The sequence below is a fragment of the Methanoculleus sp. DTU007 genome (assembly GCF_001512385.1).
In the GTDB taxonomy this organism is placed as follows: Archaea; Halobacteriota; Methanomicrobia; order Methanomicrobiales; family Methanoculleaceae; genus Methanoculleus; species Methanoculleus thermophilus.
Map to the genome: position 1 here is coordinate 1 of NZ_LFRO01000012.1, position 13,384 is coordinate 13,384.

Annotated in this window: 13 protein-coding genes; 7 read left to right on the top strand and 6 right to left on the bottom strand. The window is 64.2% G+C overall.

Features of this window, described 5'->3' with window-relative positions; genetic code table 11:
• Positions 1-99: 99 nt before the first annotated feature.
• Genes ACI94_RS01455 through ACI94_RS01465 form a run of 3 tightly spaced genes read right to left on the bottom strand, consistent with a single transcriptional unit; the run spans position 100 to position 3,677 of the window.
• Positions 100-1,104 carry a glycosyltransferase family 2 protein gene (locus ACI94_RS01455; protein ID WP_083524747.1) on the bottom strand — a complete coding sequence of 335 codons (1,005 nt, stop codon included), beginning with the start codon at positions 1,102-1,104 and terminating at the stop codon, positions 100-102.
• A 4-nt stretch (positions 1,105-1,108) separates the two neighbouring features.
• Positions 1,109-2,365 (bottom strand): polysaccharide pyruvyl transferase family protein, encoded by a 1,257-nt coding sequence (locus tag ACI94_RS01460; protein WP_066956867.1) that lies wholly within the window; start codon positions 2,363-2,365, stop codon positions 1,109-1,111.
• Positions 2,358-3,677 carry a Coenzyme F420 hydrogenase/dehydrogenase, beta subunit C-terminal domain gene (locus ACI94_RS01465; protein ID WP_150468757.1) on the bottom strand — a complete coding sequence of 440 codons (1,320 nt, stop codon included), beginning with the start codon at positions 3,675-3,677 and terminating at the stop codon, positions 2,358-2,360. Before ACI94_RS01465 ends, ACI94_RS01460 begins: the two co-directional genes overlap by 8 nt.
• A 90-nt stretch (positions 3,678-3,767) precedes the next feature.
• Here ACI94_RS01465 and ACI94_RS01470 point away from each other — a divergent pair, with 90 nt between their 5' ends.
• The 6 genes from ACI94_RS01470 (at position 3,768) to ACI94_RS01495 (ending at position 9,054) form a co-directional block, all read left to right on the top strand.
• Complete coding sequence (locus tag ACI94_RS01470) at positions 3,768-5,336, top strand: lipopolysaccharide biosynthesis protein (RefSeq protein WP_286681013.1); 1,569 nt, start codon at positions 3,768-3,770, stop codon at positions 5,334-5,336.
• A 53-nt stretch (positions 5,337-5,389) separates the two neighbouring features.
• Entirely contained in the window at positions 5,390-6,451 is a 1,062-nt protein-coding gene (locus ACI94_RS01475) for a glycosyltransferase family 2 protein (RefSeq protein WP_066955512.1), read from the top strand.
• Between the two features lie 43 nt (positions 6,452-6,494).
• Complete coding sequence (locus ACI94_RS01480; RefSeq protein WP_150468754.1) at positions 6,495-7,715, top strand: NAD(P)/FAD-dependent oxidoreductase; 1,221 nt, start codon at positions 6,495-6,497, stop codon at positions 7,713-7,715.
• A gap of 135 nt (positions 7,716-7,850) precedes the next feature.
• Positions 7,851-8,399: a transglutaminase-like domain-containing protein gene (locus ACI94_RS01485; RefSeq protein WP_066955518.1), complete on the top strand. Its 549-nt coding sequence runs from the start codon at positions 7,851-7,853 to the stop codon at positions 8,397-8,399.
• A 46-nt stretch (positions 8,400-8,445) separates the two neighbouring features.
• The gene (locus ACI94_RS01490; protein WP_066955521.1) at positions 8,446-8,721 is read left to right on the top strand and encodes a pro-sigmaK processing inhibitor BofA family protein; all 276 of its coding nucleotides are present in this window, start codon (positions 8,446-8,448) and stop codon (positions 8,719-8,721) included.
• 153 nt (positions 8,722-8,874) lie between these two features.
• On the top strand, positions 8,875-9,054 hold the full coding sequence (locus ACI94_RS01495) for a hypothetical protein (RefSeq protein ID WP_066955523.1): 180 nt from the start codon (positions 8,875-8,877) through the stop codon (positions 9,052-9,054).
• A gap of 1 nt (position 9,055) precedes the next feature.
• On the opposite strand, the gene ACI94_RS01500 is transcribed toward ACI94_RS01495, so the two are convergent.
• Positions 9,056-9,997 carry a ketopantoate reductase family protein gene (locus tag ACI94_RS01500; RefSeq protein WP_066956870.1) on the bottom strand — a complete coding sequence of 314 codons (942 nt, stop codon included), beginning with the start codon at positions 9,995-9,997 and terminating at the stop codon, positions 9,056-9,058.
• 55 nt (positions 9,998-10,052) lie between these two features.
• On the opposite strand from ACI94_RS01500, the gene ACI94_RS01505 reads away from it, so the two are divergent.
• Positions 10,053-10,946, top strand: a complete 894-nt coding sequence (locus tag ACI94_RS01505) for an ATP cone domain-containing protein (protein ID WP_224732839.1) — start codon at positions 10,053-10,055, stop codon at positions 10,944-10,946.
• Here the strand turns inward: ACI94_RS01505 and ACI94_RS01510 are convergent.
• A complete protein-coding gene (locus ACI94_RS01510) occupies positions 10,926-12,296 on the bottom strand; it encodes an MFS transporter (RefSeq protein ID WP_286681014.1) in 1,371 nt (456 codons plus the stop codon). The two genes, ACI94_RS01505 and ACI94_RS01510, sit on opposite strands and share 21 nt — an antisense overlap.
• A 26-nt stretch (positions 12,297-12,322) precedes the next feature.
• Positions 12,323-13,255, bottom strand: a complete 933-nt coding sequence (locus ACI94_RS01515; protein WP_286681015.1) for a metallophosphoesterase — start codon at positions 13,253-13,255, stop codon at positions 12,323-12,325.
• Positions 13,256-13,384: the final 129 nt, after the last annotated feature.

A 13,384-nucleotide genomic window follows, 5' to 3' on the forward strand; every position in this document is an offset into this window, starting at 1 on the left:
TCCGATTTCTAAAATATTCATTGATATTTTCGCTGTTTTCCGAATCAATTCATCAGGAACCGCGAGCACTATACCGCAAAGGTGAGCCACCTGACCTTCTCACCCCTCCCTCCCCCGGGTGGCGGAGCGATCCAGCCCCCGCACCCTCTCCCGCCAGCCGTTATACCACTCGATCATCCCCTGGGGCTCAAGCGCCCTATAAGCGCCCGGGGGCAGGTAGGCCCAGAGGAGGGCCCAGTACTTCAGCTTCCAGAGCCGGCGCGTCCGACACCCCTTCAGGTTTGCCCGGGCGAGATCGGGTCTCCCCGCCTCCAGGTTCCGGAACGCTGTCTGGATCGATCGCGACGCAACGTACTCAAGCAGGTCCTCCCGCAGCGCCGGCGGCACCTCCCCGCCCTCTATCGCCCTCTTCGCCGTGGCCACAAAGACATGCTCCTCGATCGGCTCCCTCCTGCTGCAGGCCCGGTTTAAAGCCTCCTTGTGGTAGACCGCCGTGATCTTTCGGCTGAGGGCGACCGGGTAACGGAGGGCGATCCTGCCCCAGAGATCGACGTCCTCCCCGTACCACGCGGCGGTATTGAACCCCCCTAACTCCACGAGAACCTGCCGGGGGACGGCAACCGCCGATGTCATCACCGGCGGGTCCCCCCGGATCGCGGCCAGGAAGTAGTTCCGGATCAGTCCATCCCGGGGCGCCGGCGGGATCTCCGGGGAGAGCGACGCGACCCGGGTCTTCGATCCCTCCCTGATAGTGTAGCCCGTCGCGTACAGACCGGCGCAGGGATACCTCTCCCGGAGTCCCAGGATGACCTCAAGGTGCCGGGGCATCCACTCGTCGTCGGCGTCGAGGAACGCGACGAGATCGGATGACGCGGCCTCGATCCCGGCGTTTCGGGCGGCGGAGGCCCCCCGCCTTCCAGCGTGGATCATCCGTATCCGGGGGTCCCGAAACCCCCGGACAACCTCCGGGCCCTCGTCGGTCGAGCCCCCCTCGACGACGATGACCTCAACGTCCTCGACGGTCTGGGCGAGGACCGACCGGAGGGTTCCCCCGATGTGCGGACCCTTATTGAAGAGGGGGATGACGACGGAGACCGCGGGCATCTCCTCACACCTCCCCTATCCGGTGCCGAAGGAGCCGCCCGGCCTCGAGCGCCGCGGCCCTGATCCCGGGGAGCCTCTTTTGGAGCTCGTGCTCCACATCTTCCCGTCTCTCAAGAAGGGCCGAGATCTTCTCTACCGGGGCGCTCGTATCGTGCTCCTCGAACGTATGGACATACGACTCATGCCCGAAGATATCCCGGTTGATCCCCCGGGCCTTGATGCTGTAGGCAAAGCTCAAGGTAGGGACGCCCGAGGAGAGGGCCGCGATCGTTGCGTGGGTCCGTGCCCCGGCAAAGACTGCCATCCTGCCGATGATCCACTTCGTCTCTGCGGCGTTGTAGATCGGGGAGATCAGGGTGATATCCTTCTTCCTATCCTCGATCAGCGAGAGCACCCGCTGCATGAATGCATGGTCGTCGGTGTGGGGAATCGGAATTGTGACGTGCGGGATGAGGTAGATGGGGAGATCCGTCCTCTCCGCCACCTCGGCGATGATCCCGGCCGCCATCTTCGCCCATGCCTCGATATCTCCGCCTGTTGTGTACCTTGCCATAAGGGGACTGAGGTTTATCCCGATCGCCTCCCCGTCGATCCCGGGGTCGTTTCGGGGTTTTACGGGGTCCATCAGAAACGCCGGGTCTGCGACTGGATGGACGTTCTCGACAACTCCGATCCGGTTGAGGTACTCGACCGTCATCGACTCCCGGGCGAAGATCCCGGTGACTTCTCGAAGATGGCTGCTCATGTAGCGTTCATACTCGGGGATCGCACTGAACGGGCCGACCGAGGCACCCCAGATGATGATCGGTTTGTTCTTTCGGAGCACGACGTCGTCGAGGTCCGTATACCGCGTCGGGATCCCGTAATCGAGCGAGTAGTTGTCCCCGCCGACGGAGAGGACTGCGTCTGCATCGCCTAGGTAGGGGAGCATCTGCCGGTAGAGCCGGTACTTCAGGGCGTCGGGGCGAAAGATGCGGTCGCAGGCGTAGCCCCAGCAGGAGGGCCGCCAGATATTCTTGATAAACTCCGCCTTCGTCATCCGCCGGTAGGCGTGCAGGTGCGTGATCGCCCCGTCGGTCTCCTGGAGCGACTGCCTGCGGAAGAGTTCCCCATCCGGAAAGAAACTGAAGCAGACGAAACGGGGGTTGTTGAAGTGCTCCCGGAGGATCTTCGTCGTCCCCCGCACGATCGCCTCGCACCCCCGGTTCTCGTAGGGCCCGTTCCCGGCCAGGATGAAGAGGGGCCGCCCGTCGTCATCCACGCCGACCACCCCGGAGGGATTGTAGAGCACGGACCGGAACCCTGATCGCCCGCAAAGCCGCAAGCCGCGCAAGGTCCGGGCCCATTGCGGCCCGGAAGTCCGCCCAGCATCCCTCGAATTCGCGGCTGAACTCCTGCATCCGGTCTTTTGCGGCGATCTCCTGCCGGAGGATGGGGTTTTTCGGGCGTGCCGGTACAACCCGTTTTTCTGGCGCCCGCTCCCCGTTGAGGTGGAGCCGGTACGCCAGGTGCTCCCGCTTGACCGCGACGACCCCGGCCTGGCTCTGGATCAGGCGCTCGACCGGGATGGGTGCGAGAGCGATCCCCTCTTTGAGCGCCTCCCGGACCAGCGGTGATCGCACCAGCACAAGGCTCGTCCCCCGGCTGTCCTCTACGTACTCCGGGAGCCAGGCATCCATGCAGGTTGCATCCGCGCACTCGGCAAAGACGTCGTCGCAGTAGTTGCAGGCCTTGGGCGTGAACCACCGGTTCCCCCAGGCCTCGCCAATCCCCTCTCTCCAGAAGATCTTATGCTCTTCACCGTCTCTGGTCGCAAAAGAGAAGTAGAAGTTGCTCGCCGGCTGGTCCGGGCTCTTTCCCCGGTAGCGGACCCCCACCACCTCCCCCCGCACCCCGGCGAGAGCGGCGGCGTACTCCGTAAACCGCCTGCTCTTTAACTGCCCGCAGACGAGGCCGAGCGTGACGGCGACCCGCTCCCGGAGTTTCTTGTTCTGCTGCTGGGCTAGCCTTATCGCCTTGATAAAGCACGGGAGACCGGTGACGGCATACCGCCCCGGGACCGCGAGGACCTCCCGGATGACCCCCGAGAGCTCCACCGGGTAGTAGGCCGATCCGGCCCCGGTGCGGACCTCTTCGGGGCTCTCAAAGATCCGGAAAGCAAAGATCCTCTCCGGATCTCCGGTGGGGGCGACGCAGATGACGCGGTCGACGATCCCCTCTGAAAGCAGTCTCTCGAGGATCCAGGTCGCAACACCGCCCGAGGCGCTCCTTTGCCGGTGCTCCTCCGAGTAGCCGACGTACGAGGCGAGGTAGTAGCCGGTCTCGGGACGGTGCCGGATCCCCGGGATCGCCCCGTACAGCCGCTCCCCGAGCGTATCCTCGTTCTCCCCGGACCCCGCGAACGGACAGACCTTTGCGCAGAGGCCGCACCCTGTGGTACAGGGGTCCGCCTCCGCGGGGCTGTACTCGCCGTAGCGGTTCCACGCCATGGAGAGGGCCCTCTCCGGGCAGAGGGCGGCGCAGAGACCGCAGCCGATACAGAGGTTTTTGCCGGTCGTGACGGGAGATCCCATGGATGCGCCCATTATGCGGGCCAGGGGTATTATGCCTTCTGCTCCCCGGAGCCTCTAACCCTATATACGCGGAGGTGGTATCAGGTGCGTGTGTCTCCGGAGTTCGCCCACCCCCCGGATTTCAAGAGAGAGTTCTCGCGAAACCTCACATCGAACTTCGCGCTCTTTGCGGTGAACCTCCTCGTGGGGCTGCTCGTCGTACCGTTCTACATCGATACCCTGGGGTTAGCGGCATACGGGGTCATCCCCCTCGCAACATCCTTTACCAGCTACGTGATGCTGATCCTCGACTCCCTGAACGTGGCGATATCAAGGTATCTCACCATCAATATCCAGCGATCAGATCTCTCCGGCGCCACTCGGACGTTCAACACCGCGCTCGTCACGGTCGGGGCATTCGCCCTCCTCTTTGCCCCGGTCGCCGTCGGGATCGCGACCCTCACACCGGACTTCTTCCGGATCACGGATATCGAGCGGACCAGCGTATTCTTCCTCTTTGCGCTGGTCTTCCTCGGGGCCCTCATCACGGCGCTCCGAAGCCCCTTCTCCGCCGTGATGTATGCACACAACAAGATCCACTACAACAACTACATCTCCATCACCTACACGCTTGCGGCGATCGGGATCATCGTGGCGCTCTTTGCCATCGAGACCCCCTCCCTCTCCTATGTCGGGCTCGCCTATCTCATCGCCGCCCTCCTCTCGCTCATCCTCACCATCATCCTCTCGCGGGCCGTCTACAACCGGATCCCCATATCCGCCTCGCACTTCTCGAAAGATGAGTTCTTTCGGATCACCGATCTCGCCCGGTGGATCCTCATTGACCAGATCGGAACCCTCCTTCTCCTCCAGCTCTCCCTCATCATCGTCAACCGCGCTTTCGGGACCGCGGCGGGCGGGGAGTACGCCATGGTGATGATCCTCTTCAACCTTCTCTGGTCGATCACGGGCCTGATCACCTCGGTCTTAAGCCCGGTCTACTACACCTACTACGCCCGGCGCTCGTTTGCCACAATCCACGACCTCTCGGTCGTCTCGGTCAAGTGCGTCGGTCTAGCGATGGCTCTTCCCATCGGGCTCATGTCGCTCTTCTCCCCCCAGATCCTCACCATCTGGGTGGGCGAAGAGTTCGCGCACCTCTCGCTCTTGATCTGGACGCTGCTTCTCCCATTGACAGCGATCGTCGCCGTCCGGCCGCTCATCATCAGTTATGCGGCCTACAACCGGGTCCGGGTCCCCGCACTCGTCACGATCGCCGCCGGGCTCCTCAACCTCGTCCTCGCCCTCGTTCTGCCGCGGATCTATGGCCTCGGCATGTACGGTGTGGCGATCGCCTTCATCCTCGCGCTCTGGCTGCGCAACGCCGTCTTCGTTCCCTGGTATGCGGCAAAGGTCCAGGGGGTCCCGGCGGCTGCGTTTTATATGCCGACTATCCCTGGGTTCCTCGGATACGCGGCGCTGGTCGCCGCTGGGTATCCCCTCATATCCATCCTCTCGGTCCCGGCCTCGATCGCCGATATCGCGCTCGTCTCCGCCGCGATATCGATCGTCTACCTCGCGGTAGTCGCCCGGGTCGTCCTCACCGGGCCGGAACGCGACCTCATTCGCTCGGTCCTCCCGTCCCCCATCTCACGGAGGGTCCCGTCCTGGCTCCTCTGACGGGGCGATGGGTGAGGCTTAATTACTCCCGCGATATACCAACCGACCGCTCCATGCGATCGTTTGAGGAGGGAAGGGTCAGCGTCCTTACCCCCTGCTACAACGGCGAAGCGTACCTCGACCGGTACTTCACCTCGCTCTCCCGGCAGACCTACGACGACCTGGAGATCATCGTCGTCAACGACGGCAGCACCGACGATACCGAGGCGGTCTGCCTCTCCTGGAAGGATGAACTCGAGGCGCGGGGGTATGCGTTCCGCTACATCCCGCTCGCGGCCAACCGGGGTGCGGCGGGGGCGATCAATGCGGGGCTCCCGTATGTCACCGGGGAGTACCTCATCTGGCCGGACTGCGACGATGCCCTGATGCCGACCTCCGTAGCAAAGCGGGTCGAGTTCCTGGAGAGCCACCCTGATTACGCGATGGTCCGCTCCGATTACGCGGCGGTCCGCGAGGAGAACCCCGGTGTGGTCGTACGCTATGGGTCTGAGGGGGCTGTTGTTCATAACGAGGATATCTTTGAGGACCTCCTCTTTGAGCGGACCTACTGCACGTCGGGGTGCTACATGGTCCGCTCTGCGGTCCTCTTTGAGCGGATCCCCGCATGCGGGATCTACTGGCAGAACCGGGCCGGGCAGAACTGGCAGCTGCTGATTCCTTGCGCCTACAGGAACAAAACAGGGTACATCGATGAACCGCTCTACATCTACTACATCCGCCCCGAGAGCCACTCGCACCGGATCGAGGGGGAGGAGTACTCCGGCCTGAGAGAGAGGACGTTCCTCCACCAGGAGCTCCAGCGCGAGGTCATCTCCGCCTTCTACCTTCTTGCCGAGGACGAGAAGGCCTGGTACCTCGCCCGGATCGATCGCAGGTACAGTATGAAGAGGCTCAAGTTCGCGCTCCGGTATAACCGGTTTGAGGATGCGACCGCGGAACTTCGGGCACTCAGGCGCCTGGGCGCCGACCCCGGCGCCGTATGGAGGGTGCTCTACCGGCTATGCCGCTTCGGTGCATCTGGAGCGGTCCTTCGGGGCCACTCGCTCCTCTATAGCCTCGCGGACCGTCTCCGCCAGCGGTCCCGGGGAGGAATCCTTTGCCCTGACGACCGGTAGCCCCACCCCAACGCTGATGCCTCCGGGGAATGCACGGTATAAGGTGGAGAGCACCGTCGTCATCATCGGAGGAGGGCCCGCCGGGCTCTTCTGCGGCCTGCAGGCGGCAGGAGTGGGCCGGAAGGTGATTGTTTTAGAAAAAAAGCCGCGACCAGGACGAAAACTCCTGATCACGGGCTCGGGCCAGTGCAACATCACCCACGACGGCGAGATCGCCGACTTCCTCTCCCGTTACGGTGACAACGGGAGGTTCCTCCGGCCCGCGCTGATGAACTTCACGAACCGCGATCTCATCAACTTCTTTGCCGGGCAGGGGCTCGGGATGGAGACCGAGCCCGGAGGAAAGGTCTTCCCGGAGACCCGGAGGGCTGCCGACGTCCTCTCGGTCCTCCTTGCCGGGTGCGCCTCCCGGGGTGTCGAGATCCGGTCCGGCGAACCCGTTCTCTCCGTCGAGCGCGAGGCCGACGTGTTCACCGTCACGACAGCGGCGGGCTCCATCCGGGCAGACATCCTGGTCATCGCGACCGGCGGGGCCTCCTACCCCGCGACCGGCTCGACCGGGGACGGCTACACCTTCGCCTGCTCCCTCGGCCAGCCGACAACGGAGATCGCCCCGGCGCTCGCCCCGGTCTACCCCGAAAACCACCCGTTCGCCGATCTCGCCGGGATATCGTTTGAGAACCTCACGTTCACGGTCTACCGCGACGGCAGGCGGGTCTCCCAGAGGGTCGGCGACCTCCTCTTTACCCATACCGGGCTCTCGGGCCCGGGGGTGCTCGATCTCTCGCGCTCCATCCGGCCCGGAGACGTCGTCCGGGTGACCTTCCTCCCGAACTCGACCGCAGAGGCGGCACGGGAGCGGGTCGTCGCGGCGCTCGCCGCCGGCGGGGCCCGGCAGGTCAAGACCGTTCTATCCGCCCTCCCCCTTCCCGAGCGGTTCGTCAGGCGGCTCCTCGACCTTGCCGGGATCCCGCCGCCGGAGACCTGCGCCCACCTCAAAAAGGATCTCCGAAAGACCGTCGCCGCCTCGATAGCGGAGTTCCCGTTCACCGTCGCCCGGCTCGGGGGATTTAACGAGGCGATGGCGACACGCGGGGGCGTTGCGCTCACCGGGGTCAACCCAAAGACCATGGAGTCAAAGACGATAAAGAACCTCTTCTTCATCGGTGAAGTCCTCGATATCGACGGCGATACCGGGGGCTACAACCTCCAGGCGGCTTTCTCCACCGCGGCCCTCGCGGCCCGGCATATCGCGACCAGGTAATCTCGCGTTGTGCGCTCCATCCCCCCACTTCCTGATGAGGTCGGTTTGAATATTATATCCAGCCTCTACATTTTTTGATTCAAATAGAAATTCTATTATATTGCACACATCATTCAAATTTATTGAGATAATAACGTGGTTTGGAGCACGATTTGCACGATCCTTCTCCTCTCCGTCATCGCATCCGAGGGAGACCTCATCTACGATGGCGGATGGTCCGGCGACGCCGGCGCGACCGACTTTGAGGCTCCGGTCGACCGGATCGCCGCGTTTGCACAACCCCCCGAGACCCCCTCCGATGAGGACTTCGTCGATCGGGTGAACAGGATGACGGTCTCAAGCGTCGACGGCGCCCCCCGCTTCTTCCCGGTCGGGCTCGACGCCACCCTGGCCTACGGGGTGGGCGACTGCACCGACCTTGCGCTCCTCCGGACCGAGATCCTCCGTCGAAACGGCATCGCCGCCCGTCCGGTCCACGGGATCATGATCTGGGATACGAAGACGTTTCGGACCAACGCCCTCCACGTCACGATCTTCGGCAAGGGCATCGCCGTCCACGACTGGGTCGAGCTCGAGGACGGCCGGACGATGGGGGCCTACGAGGGTGTTCCCGGGATCCGATGCATCAAGACCGGAAACGGGGTCTGCCTCCAGCCGGTCTTTAAGGTGATGGGCTACCTCTGATCGGGGCTGCGGGAAGGTTCAATATCGGGTGCGTCAAACGACCAGTATGAGCTTGCTTGCGGGGCTTCTTGTCCTGATCCTGGTGATCGTCGTCGCGTACCTCCTCTACAAGGTCGTCAAGAGCGTCTCCACCCTCATCATCAACGCCGTCGTGGGGGTGATCCTGCTCTGGCTCATCAACCTCCTCAATCTGATGAGCCTCTTCGGCAGGCCGGATGTCCCGATCAACATCCTCACCGTTCTGATCTGCGCCATCGGCGGATTATTCGGGGTCGTCCTGACTGTGGTGCTCCACCTCCTCGGGATACCGCTGACGATCTAGGCCCATTGTGCGATTGTCCGGGTGAGATCCTCGACCGCCGGGCTGAATCGCATCCCCTATTCTTTCGGGAACCCGTCGGGCAACCGTTATGGCACTTCATCCCCACGAGCGCTGAGAGGAACGTTCATATCCCCGGCAAAAAAACCTCTGGTCATGCATGAGTACGGCCCCGGCATCGTCGGCGAGGTCCGGTTCGCCCGCCTGGAGGGGGGTTACTATGTCCAGCTCTACGACCGGGAAGGCAACCCCGTCGGAAAGACCGGGCTCTGGAGGACCGAGGCGAAGGCCCGCGAGGCGGCCCGGAAACTCGCGGAGAAACTGGCCAGGAAGTGACTCACCGTTCCCGGGGGTGCCTTTCTGCGTAGCGGACGAACCCGGCGATGCACCGGTTGTACGGCGTCGCGATCCCGTGGCGCTCCCCGAGCCGGGCGATATACCCGTTGAGGAGATCGATCTCCGTCCGGCGGCCCCGCTCAAGGTCGTAGTACATCGAGGGGTAGACCGCGGCGAAGTCCGGCACCTGCACGGAGAAGAGGTACTCGAGGTAGTCGTCGGCGGTCGCCCAGGGGAGCCTGACCCCCTCTGCCGCGGCGACGGCGTAGGTCTCGCGGACGAGCCCGATCACGGTCTTCCGGATATCCGCATCGGCCGCCACCCCGACCGGGGCGTGAAGGAGGGCAGAGATCGGGTTTACGGCGATGTTTAAGAGGGCTTTCGCCCACTTGCCCGAGCGGATCTCGGGATCGGGCTCGACCGTGATCCCGGCGGTTCGGACGATCCCGATCAGGCGGTCGAGGGCGGCGCCGTCGCCGGACCAGATCCCAAAGCGCATCGGGGCGCTCTCGCTTAAGACCCGGACGTGTCCGGGGGCGACGACCGAGAAGTTCGTCGTCACGGTCCCGCCGATGACGGTCCCGGTGTACTCCGCGATGATCTCCTCGTTTCCTATCCCGTTCTGGAGGCTTGCCACCGGCAGGCCCCGGATCACGCGAGCGTACTCCTCGCAGATCGACCGGGTATCGGTGCCCTTTGCAGTGACGATGACGAGATCGACCTCGGTCGTGATCTCATCCGGTCCCGTGACGGGGATGATCCCCTCGACGGCCCCGTTCCCCCAGATCCCCTCCATCAGAAGACCCCGGTCCCGGATCGCATTGGCATGCACCGGCCGGCAGGCCGCATAGACCGTCGCGACGCGGGCAAGCCTCCCGGCGAGCGCAAGGCCGACCGCCCCCGCGCCGAGGACCAGGATGGTCGGGCGTTGTAACGATTCCATCTGCTCGTTGTCCATATTGGGTGTTTGGACTGATAATGGTGCGGCAGATGACAACTTGCGAACGCTTTTTGTCCCGGGAACCGAGATCCCCTACCGGATGAAGTACGTCACGAAGGCCGACGGCAGCCGGCAGCCCTTCGACCGGAAGAGAGTGCGGCGGACGCTTGAGAACTTCGGACTCGATCCGGAGGACGCCGACCGGATCGCCGATGATATCGAGGAGGCGGTCCCGGACGGCATCCGGACCGCGGCGGTCCTTCGGATGATCCGGACCCGTGCCCGGGCCGTCCGCCCCGCCGTCGCGCATCGGACAAACCTCCGGAGAGCCCTCGCCCTTCTCCGCCCAAAACCTGATTTTGAGGAGTTTGTGCGGATCCTCCTCCGGGAGCACGGCTACCGGGTCAAGGCCGGGTGCGTCCTTGCCGGGCGGTGCGGGGAGCACGAGGTGGATGCCATCGCGCAGAAAGACGGCACCACCCTCTTTGTCGAGGTAAAACACCACGTGAGTTACCACCGGATGACCGGGCTTGACGAAGGACGGATCGCCCGGGCGATCGTCGAGGACCTCCAGGAGGGGTTCCGCTCCGGGCGGTGCATCGTCTCGATCGACGGCGCCCTGATCGTCTGCAACACCAAGCTCTCCGAGCACGCAAAACGCTACGCGACCTGCCGGGGGATCGAGCATATCGGGTGGGACTACCCGGTGGAGAGGAACCTCCGGACGATGATCGAGGAGACGCAGTCCTACCCGGTGACGATCGTCTCCGGGGTGACCCGGTCAGTCACCGCGAAGCTCGCCGCCGCCGGGATCCTCACGGCCAAAGCGGTCGCCTACGGCGATGCGGCGACGATTGCCCACGATAGCGGGATCCCGCTCCAGGAGGTCCTCCTGATCGCCGAAAGGGCGAGAAAGATCCTTGAGCCGGAACTACGCCGCCCGCCCGGCTAGCCAGATCACCAGAAGGCTTGCCACAGAGAGGCAGAAGTAGATGGAAAAGAGCGCCTGCAGACTTGTGAGGAGCAGAGGGACGGTCTCTTCGGTGATCGCCATCCCGCCAAAGTTGAGGGCGAAGGCGACGATGGCGACTGCCATGCTCGCGGTCATCCCAAGAAGGCGCATCGTCTCGACGAGCCCCGACGCCACCCCGTACATCGCCCGTTCGGCCGCCCCGATGACGAGTGTGTAGACCGGGGGCTGGAAGAACGCGATCCCCACTACAATGAGCACCAGTGCCAGGACCGGGACGGCTACGGGCGTTGCCGGACCGATGAAGGAGAGGGCGGCAAAGCCGGCAATCGTCATAGCAGCACCGGCCATCGCGACCAGGTGCGGACTTATCCGATCCGAGAGCCGGCCGGTATACCCGACCAGGGATGCCGTGACCAGGCTTGTGACGAGGAAGATGCTCCCGGCCAGCCGGGCATCGAACTCCCGGACGTACTGGAAGTACAGGCTGAAGAGGTAGACGTATGCGGATCCCGCCGTGCTATAGACCAGGACGGCGGCGTTTGCAAGAGCGAGCGGCCGGTTGCGAAGGAGGGTGCGGATATCAAGGAGCGGTTCGGCTGTCTTGGTCTCGTGGACGATGAAGGTGCCGAGCGATGCGAGGCCGGCGGCAAGAGCCGCGGCGCCCTGCACCGCTGGCAGGAGGGAGAGCCCGACCATGAGAAGGAGGATCGTCGTCGTGGAAAGAGCGATGCCGAAGAGATCCGGGCGCGTCCCGCGTGATAGAGCGCACTCGCCCCTCAGGTGGCGCCGGATGATCCCGGCGGAGAGCAGGGCGACGGGCGGCGGCACGAGAAAGAGCGCCCGCCAGGTGCTGTAGTAGGCAAGGAGACCGCCCGCAAGGAACCCCAGCGCGAACCCGCCGAAGCTCGCGGCGATGTTGATCCCGAGAGCCGCCCCCCGCTCGTCTTCCGGGAGGATAAGCCCAAGCAGGGCAAACGACGTTGCAAAGACCATCGCAGCCCCGACTCCGGCAAGAAATCTGGCGCCGATGAGGATGGGTGCCGTTGGAGCGAGGGCGGCGGCGAGGGCGGCGATGAAGTATACGGCAAGGCCTAGGGAGAAGATCCGTTTCCCCCCGTAGATATCGGCGATCCTCCCGAACGGGATGAGAAACATTGCTGCGGCAAGGAAGAAGGCGGTCGGGATCCAGCCCAGGATCACCGGGTCTGCCGCAAACTCCTCCCCGACGGCCGGGATTGCCACGAAGAGCCCGGCGACCATGAACGGTGCAAGCGAGGACCCGAGCGCGACTGCGAAGGTGGTATACCGCCGCTCAACGGGAGACAGCATCCCCGGAGAATAGGCGGAAGGGGTAATTAACCTGCGGGAGCGGACCCGCCGATAGCCCGGAGCTGCTCTTCTGTCGGGTTGATGAGGACGATCTCGGGCTGGCAGTTGAACCGGAGGTCCACTCCGGCAAGGTTTGAGCTGCAGATCCCGCGGGAGATATACGTCGGTGTCCTCCCGTCGGCGTCAAACATTCCGGCAAGCTCGACGACGCCGAGGTCGTTTAACTGCGCAATGACCGGGAAGAGGAACTGGCCGCCGTGAGTGTGCCCGGCGAGGATGAGGTCGGCGTCCCAGTCGGCCCGGCAGGAGGGCTCGTGGATGAGGTAGAGGGTGAAGGCGTCCGTCTCCGGCACCTCCGGCGGGTCAGCCATCCCGGCCCAGCCGTCGTCGACCCCGACGATGACGATCTCCTCATCCCCGACCGGGACTAGGACGAACTCGTTCCTGAGAACGTGGACCCCGTTCTCCTCAAGAGCTGCGGCGAGTCCGTCGGCAAACGCGGTATCGGCGGAGCCGTCGCTCAAGCCCGAGACGTCGTAGCCGGCGGTGGTGACGTTCGCCGATGTAGAGACGGCAAGCATCCTTTCGACGCCCCCTGTGCCGTCGATCCCCACCCGGTAGTCATGGTTCCCGAGGACCGCGTACGCCGGTGCATCAAGCGACCGCCAGACCTCCTGGGCGGCGAAGTCCTCTTCCTCGCCGGTGACGAAGTCCCCGCCGATCAGGACGAGCGAGGGGTTCAAGCGGTTGATCTCGGCGATGACGCTGCGGACGTGGTCGATGTTCGATGGCTGGACATGGGGGTCGGTGATATAGACGACACCCTCGGGCGCTCCGTCGATCGTGAGGACGGTCACATCGACCGCCCGTGCCTCCCAGGCCATGTAGCCGGTCATGGACGGGAGAAGAATGAGCAGGAAGAGTGCCAGGTGTCGTGTGCTGGGGGCCTTCAAGGTCACTGCCTTTTATTCAACCTCATGAATAATATAGGATTCGGCGGCCGGGGTCGGGCCGGATCACCGGCTCCGGGCCAGTTCGGCCGGTTCGGGCGAGATATCGGCCGGCTCGAGTTTGGAGGACGGGTCGGC

Bases quoted from the DNA above. Each gene is read 5' to 3' on its own strand.
- ACI94_RS01455 (WP_083524747.1), bottom strand. From the start codon at position 1,104: ATGCCCGCGGTCTCCGTCGTCATCCCCCTCTTCAATAAGGGTCCGCAC.
- ACI94_RS01465 (WP_150468757.1), bottom strand. From the start codon at position 3,677: ATGGGATCTCCCGTCACGACCGGCAAAAACCTCTGTATCGGCTGCGGT.
- ACI94_RS01475 (WP_066955512.1), top strand. From the start codon at position 5,390: ATGCGATCGTTTGAGGAGGGAAGGGTCAGCGTCCTTACCCCCTGCTAC.
- ACI94_RS01490 (WP_066955521.1), top strand. From the start codon at position 8,446: ATGAGCTTGCTTGCGGGGCTTCTTGTCCTGATCCTGGTGATCGTCGTC.
- ACI94_RS01495 (WP_066955523.1), top strand. From the start codon at position 8,875: ATGCATGAGTACGGCCCCGGCATCGTCGGCGAGGTCCGGTTCGCCCGC.
- ACI94_RS01500 (WP_066956870.1), bottom strand. From the start codon at position 9,997: ATGGAATCGTTACAACGCCCGACCATCCTGGTCCTCGGCGCGGGGGCG.
- ACI94_RS01510 (WP_286681014.1), bottom strand. From the start codon at position 12,296: ATGCTGTCTCCCGTTGAGCGGCGGTATACCACCTTCGCAGTCGCGCTC.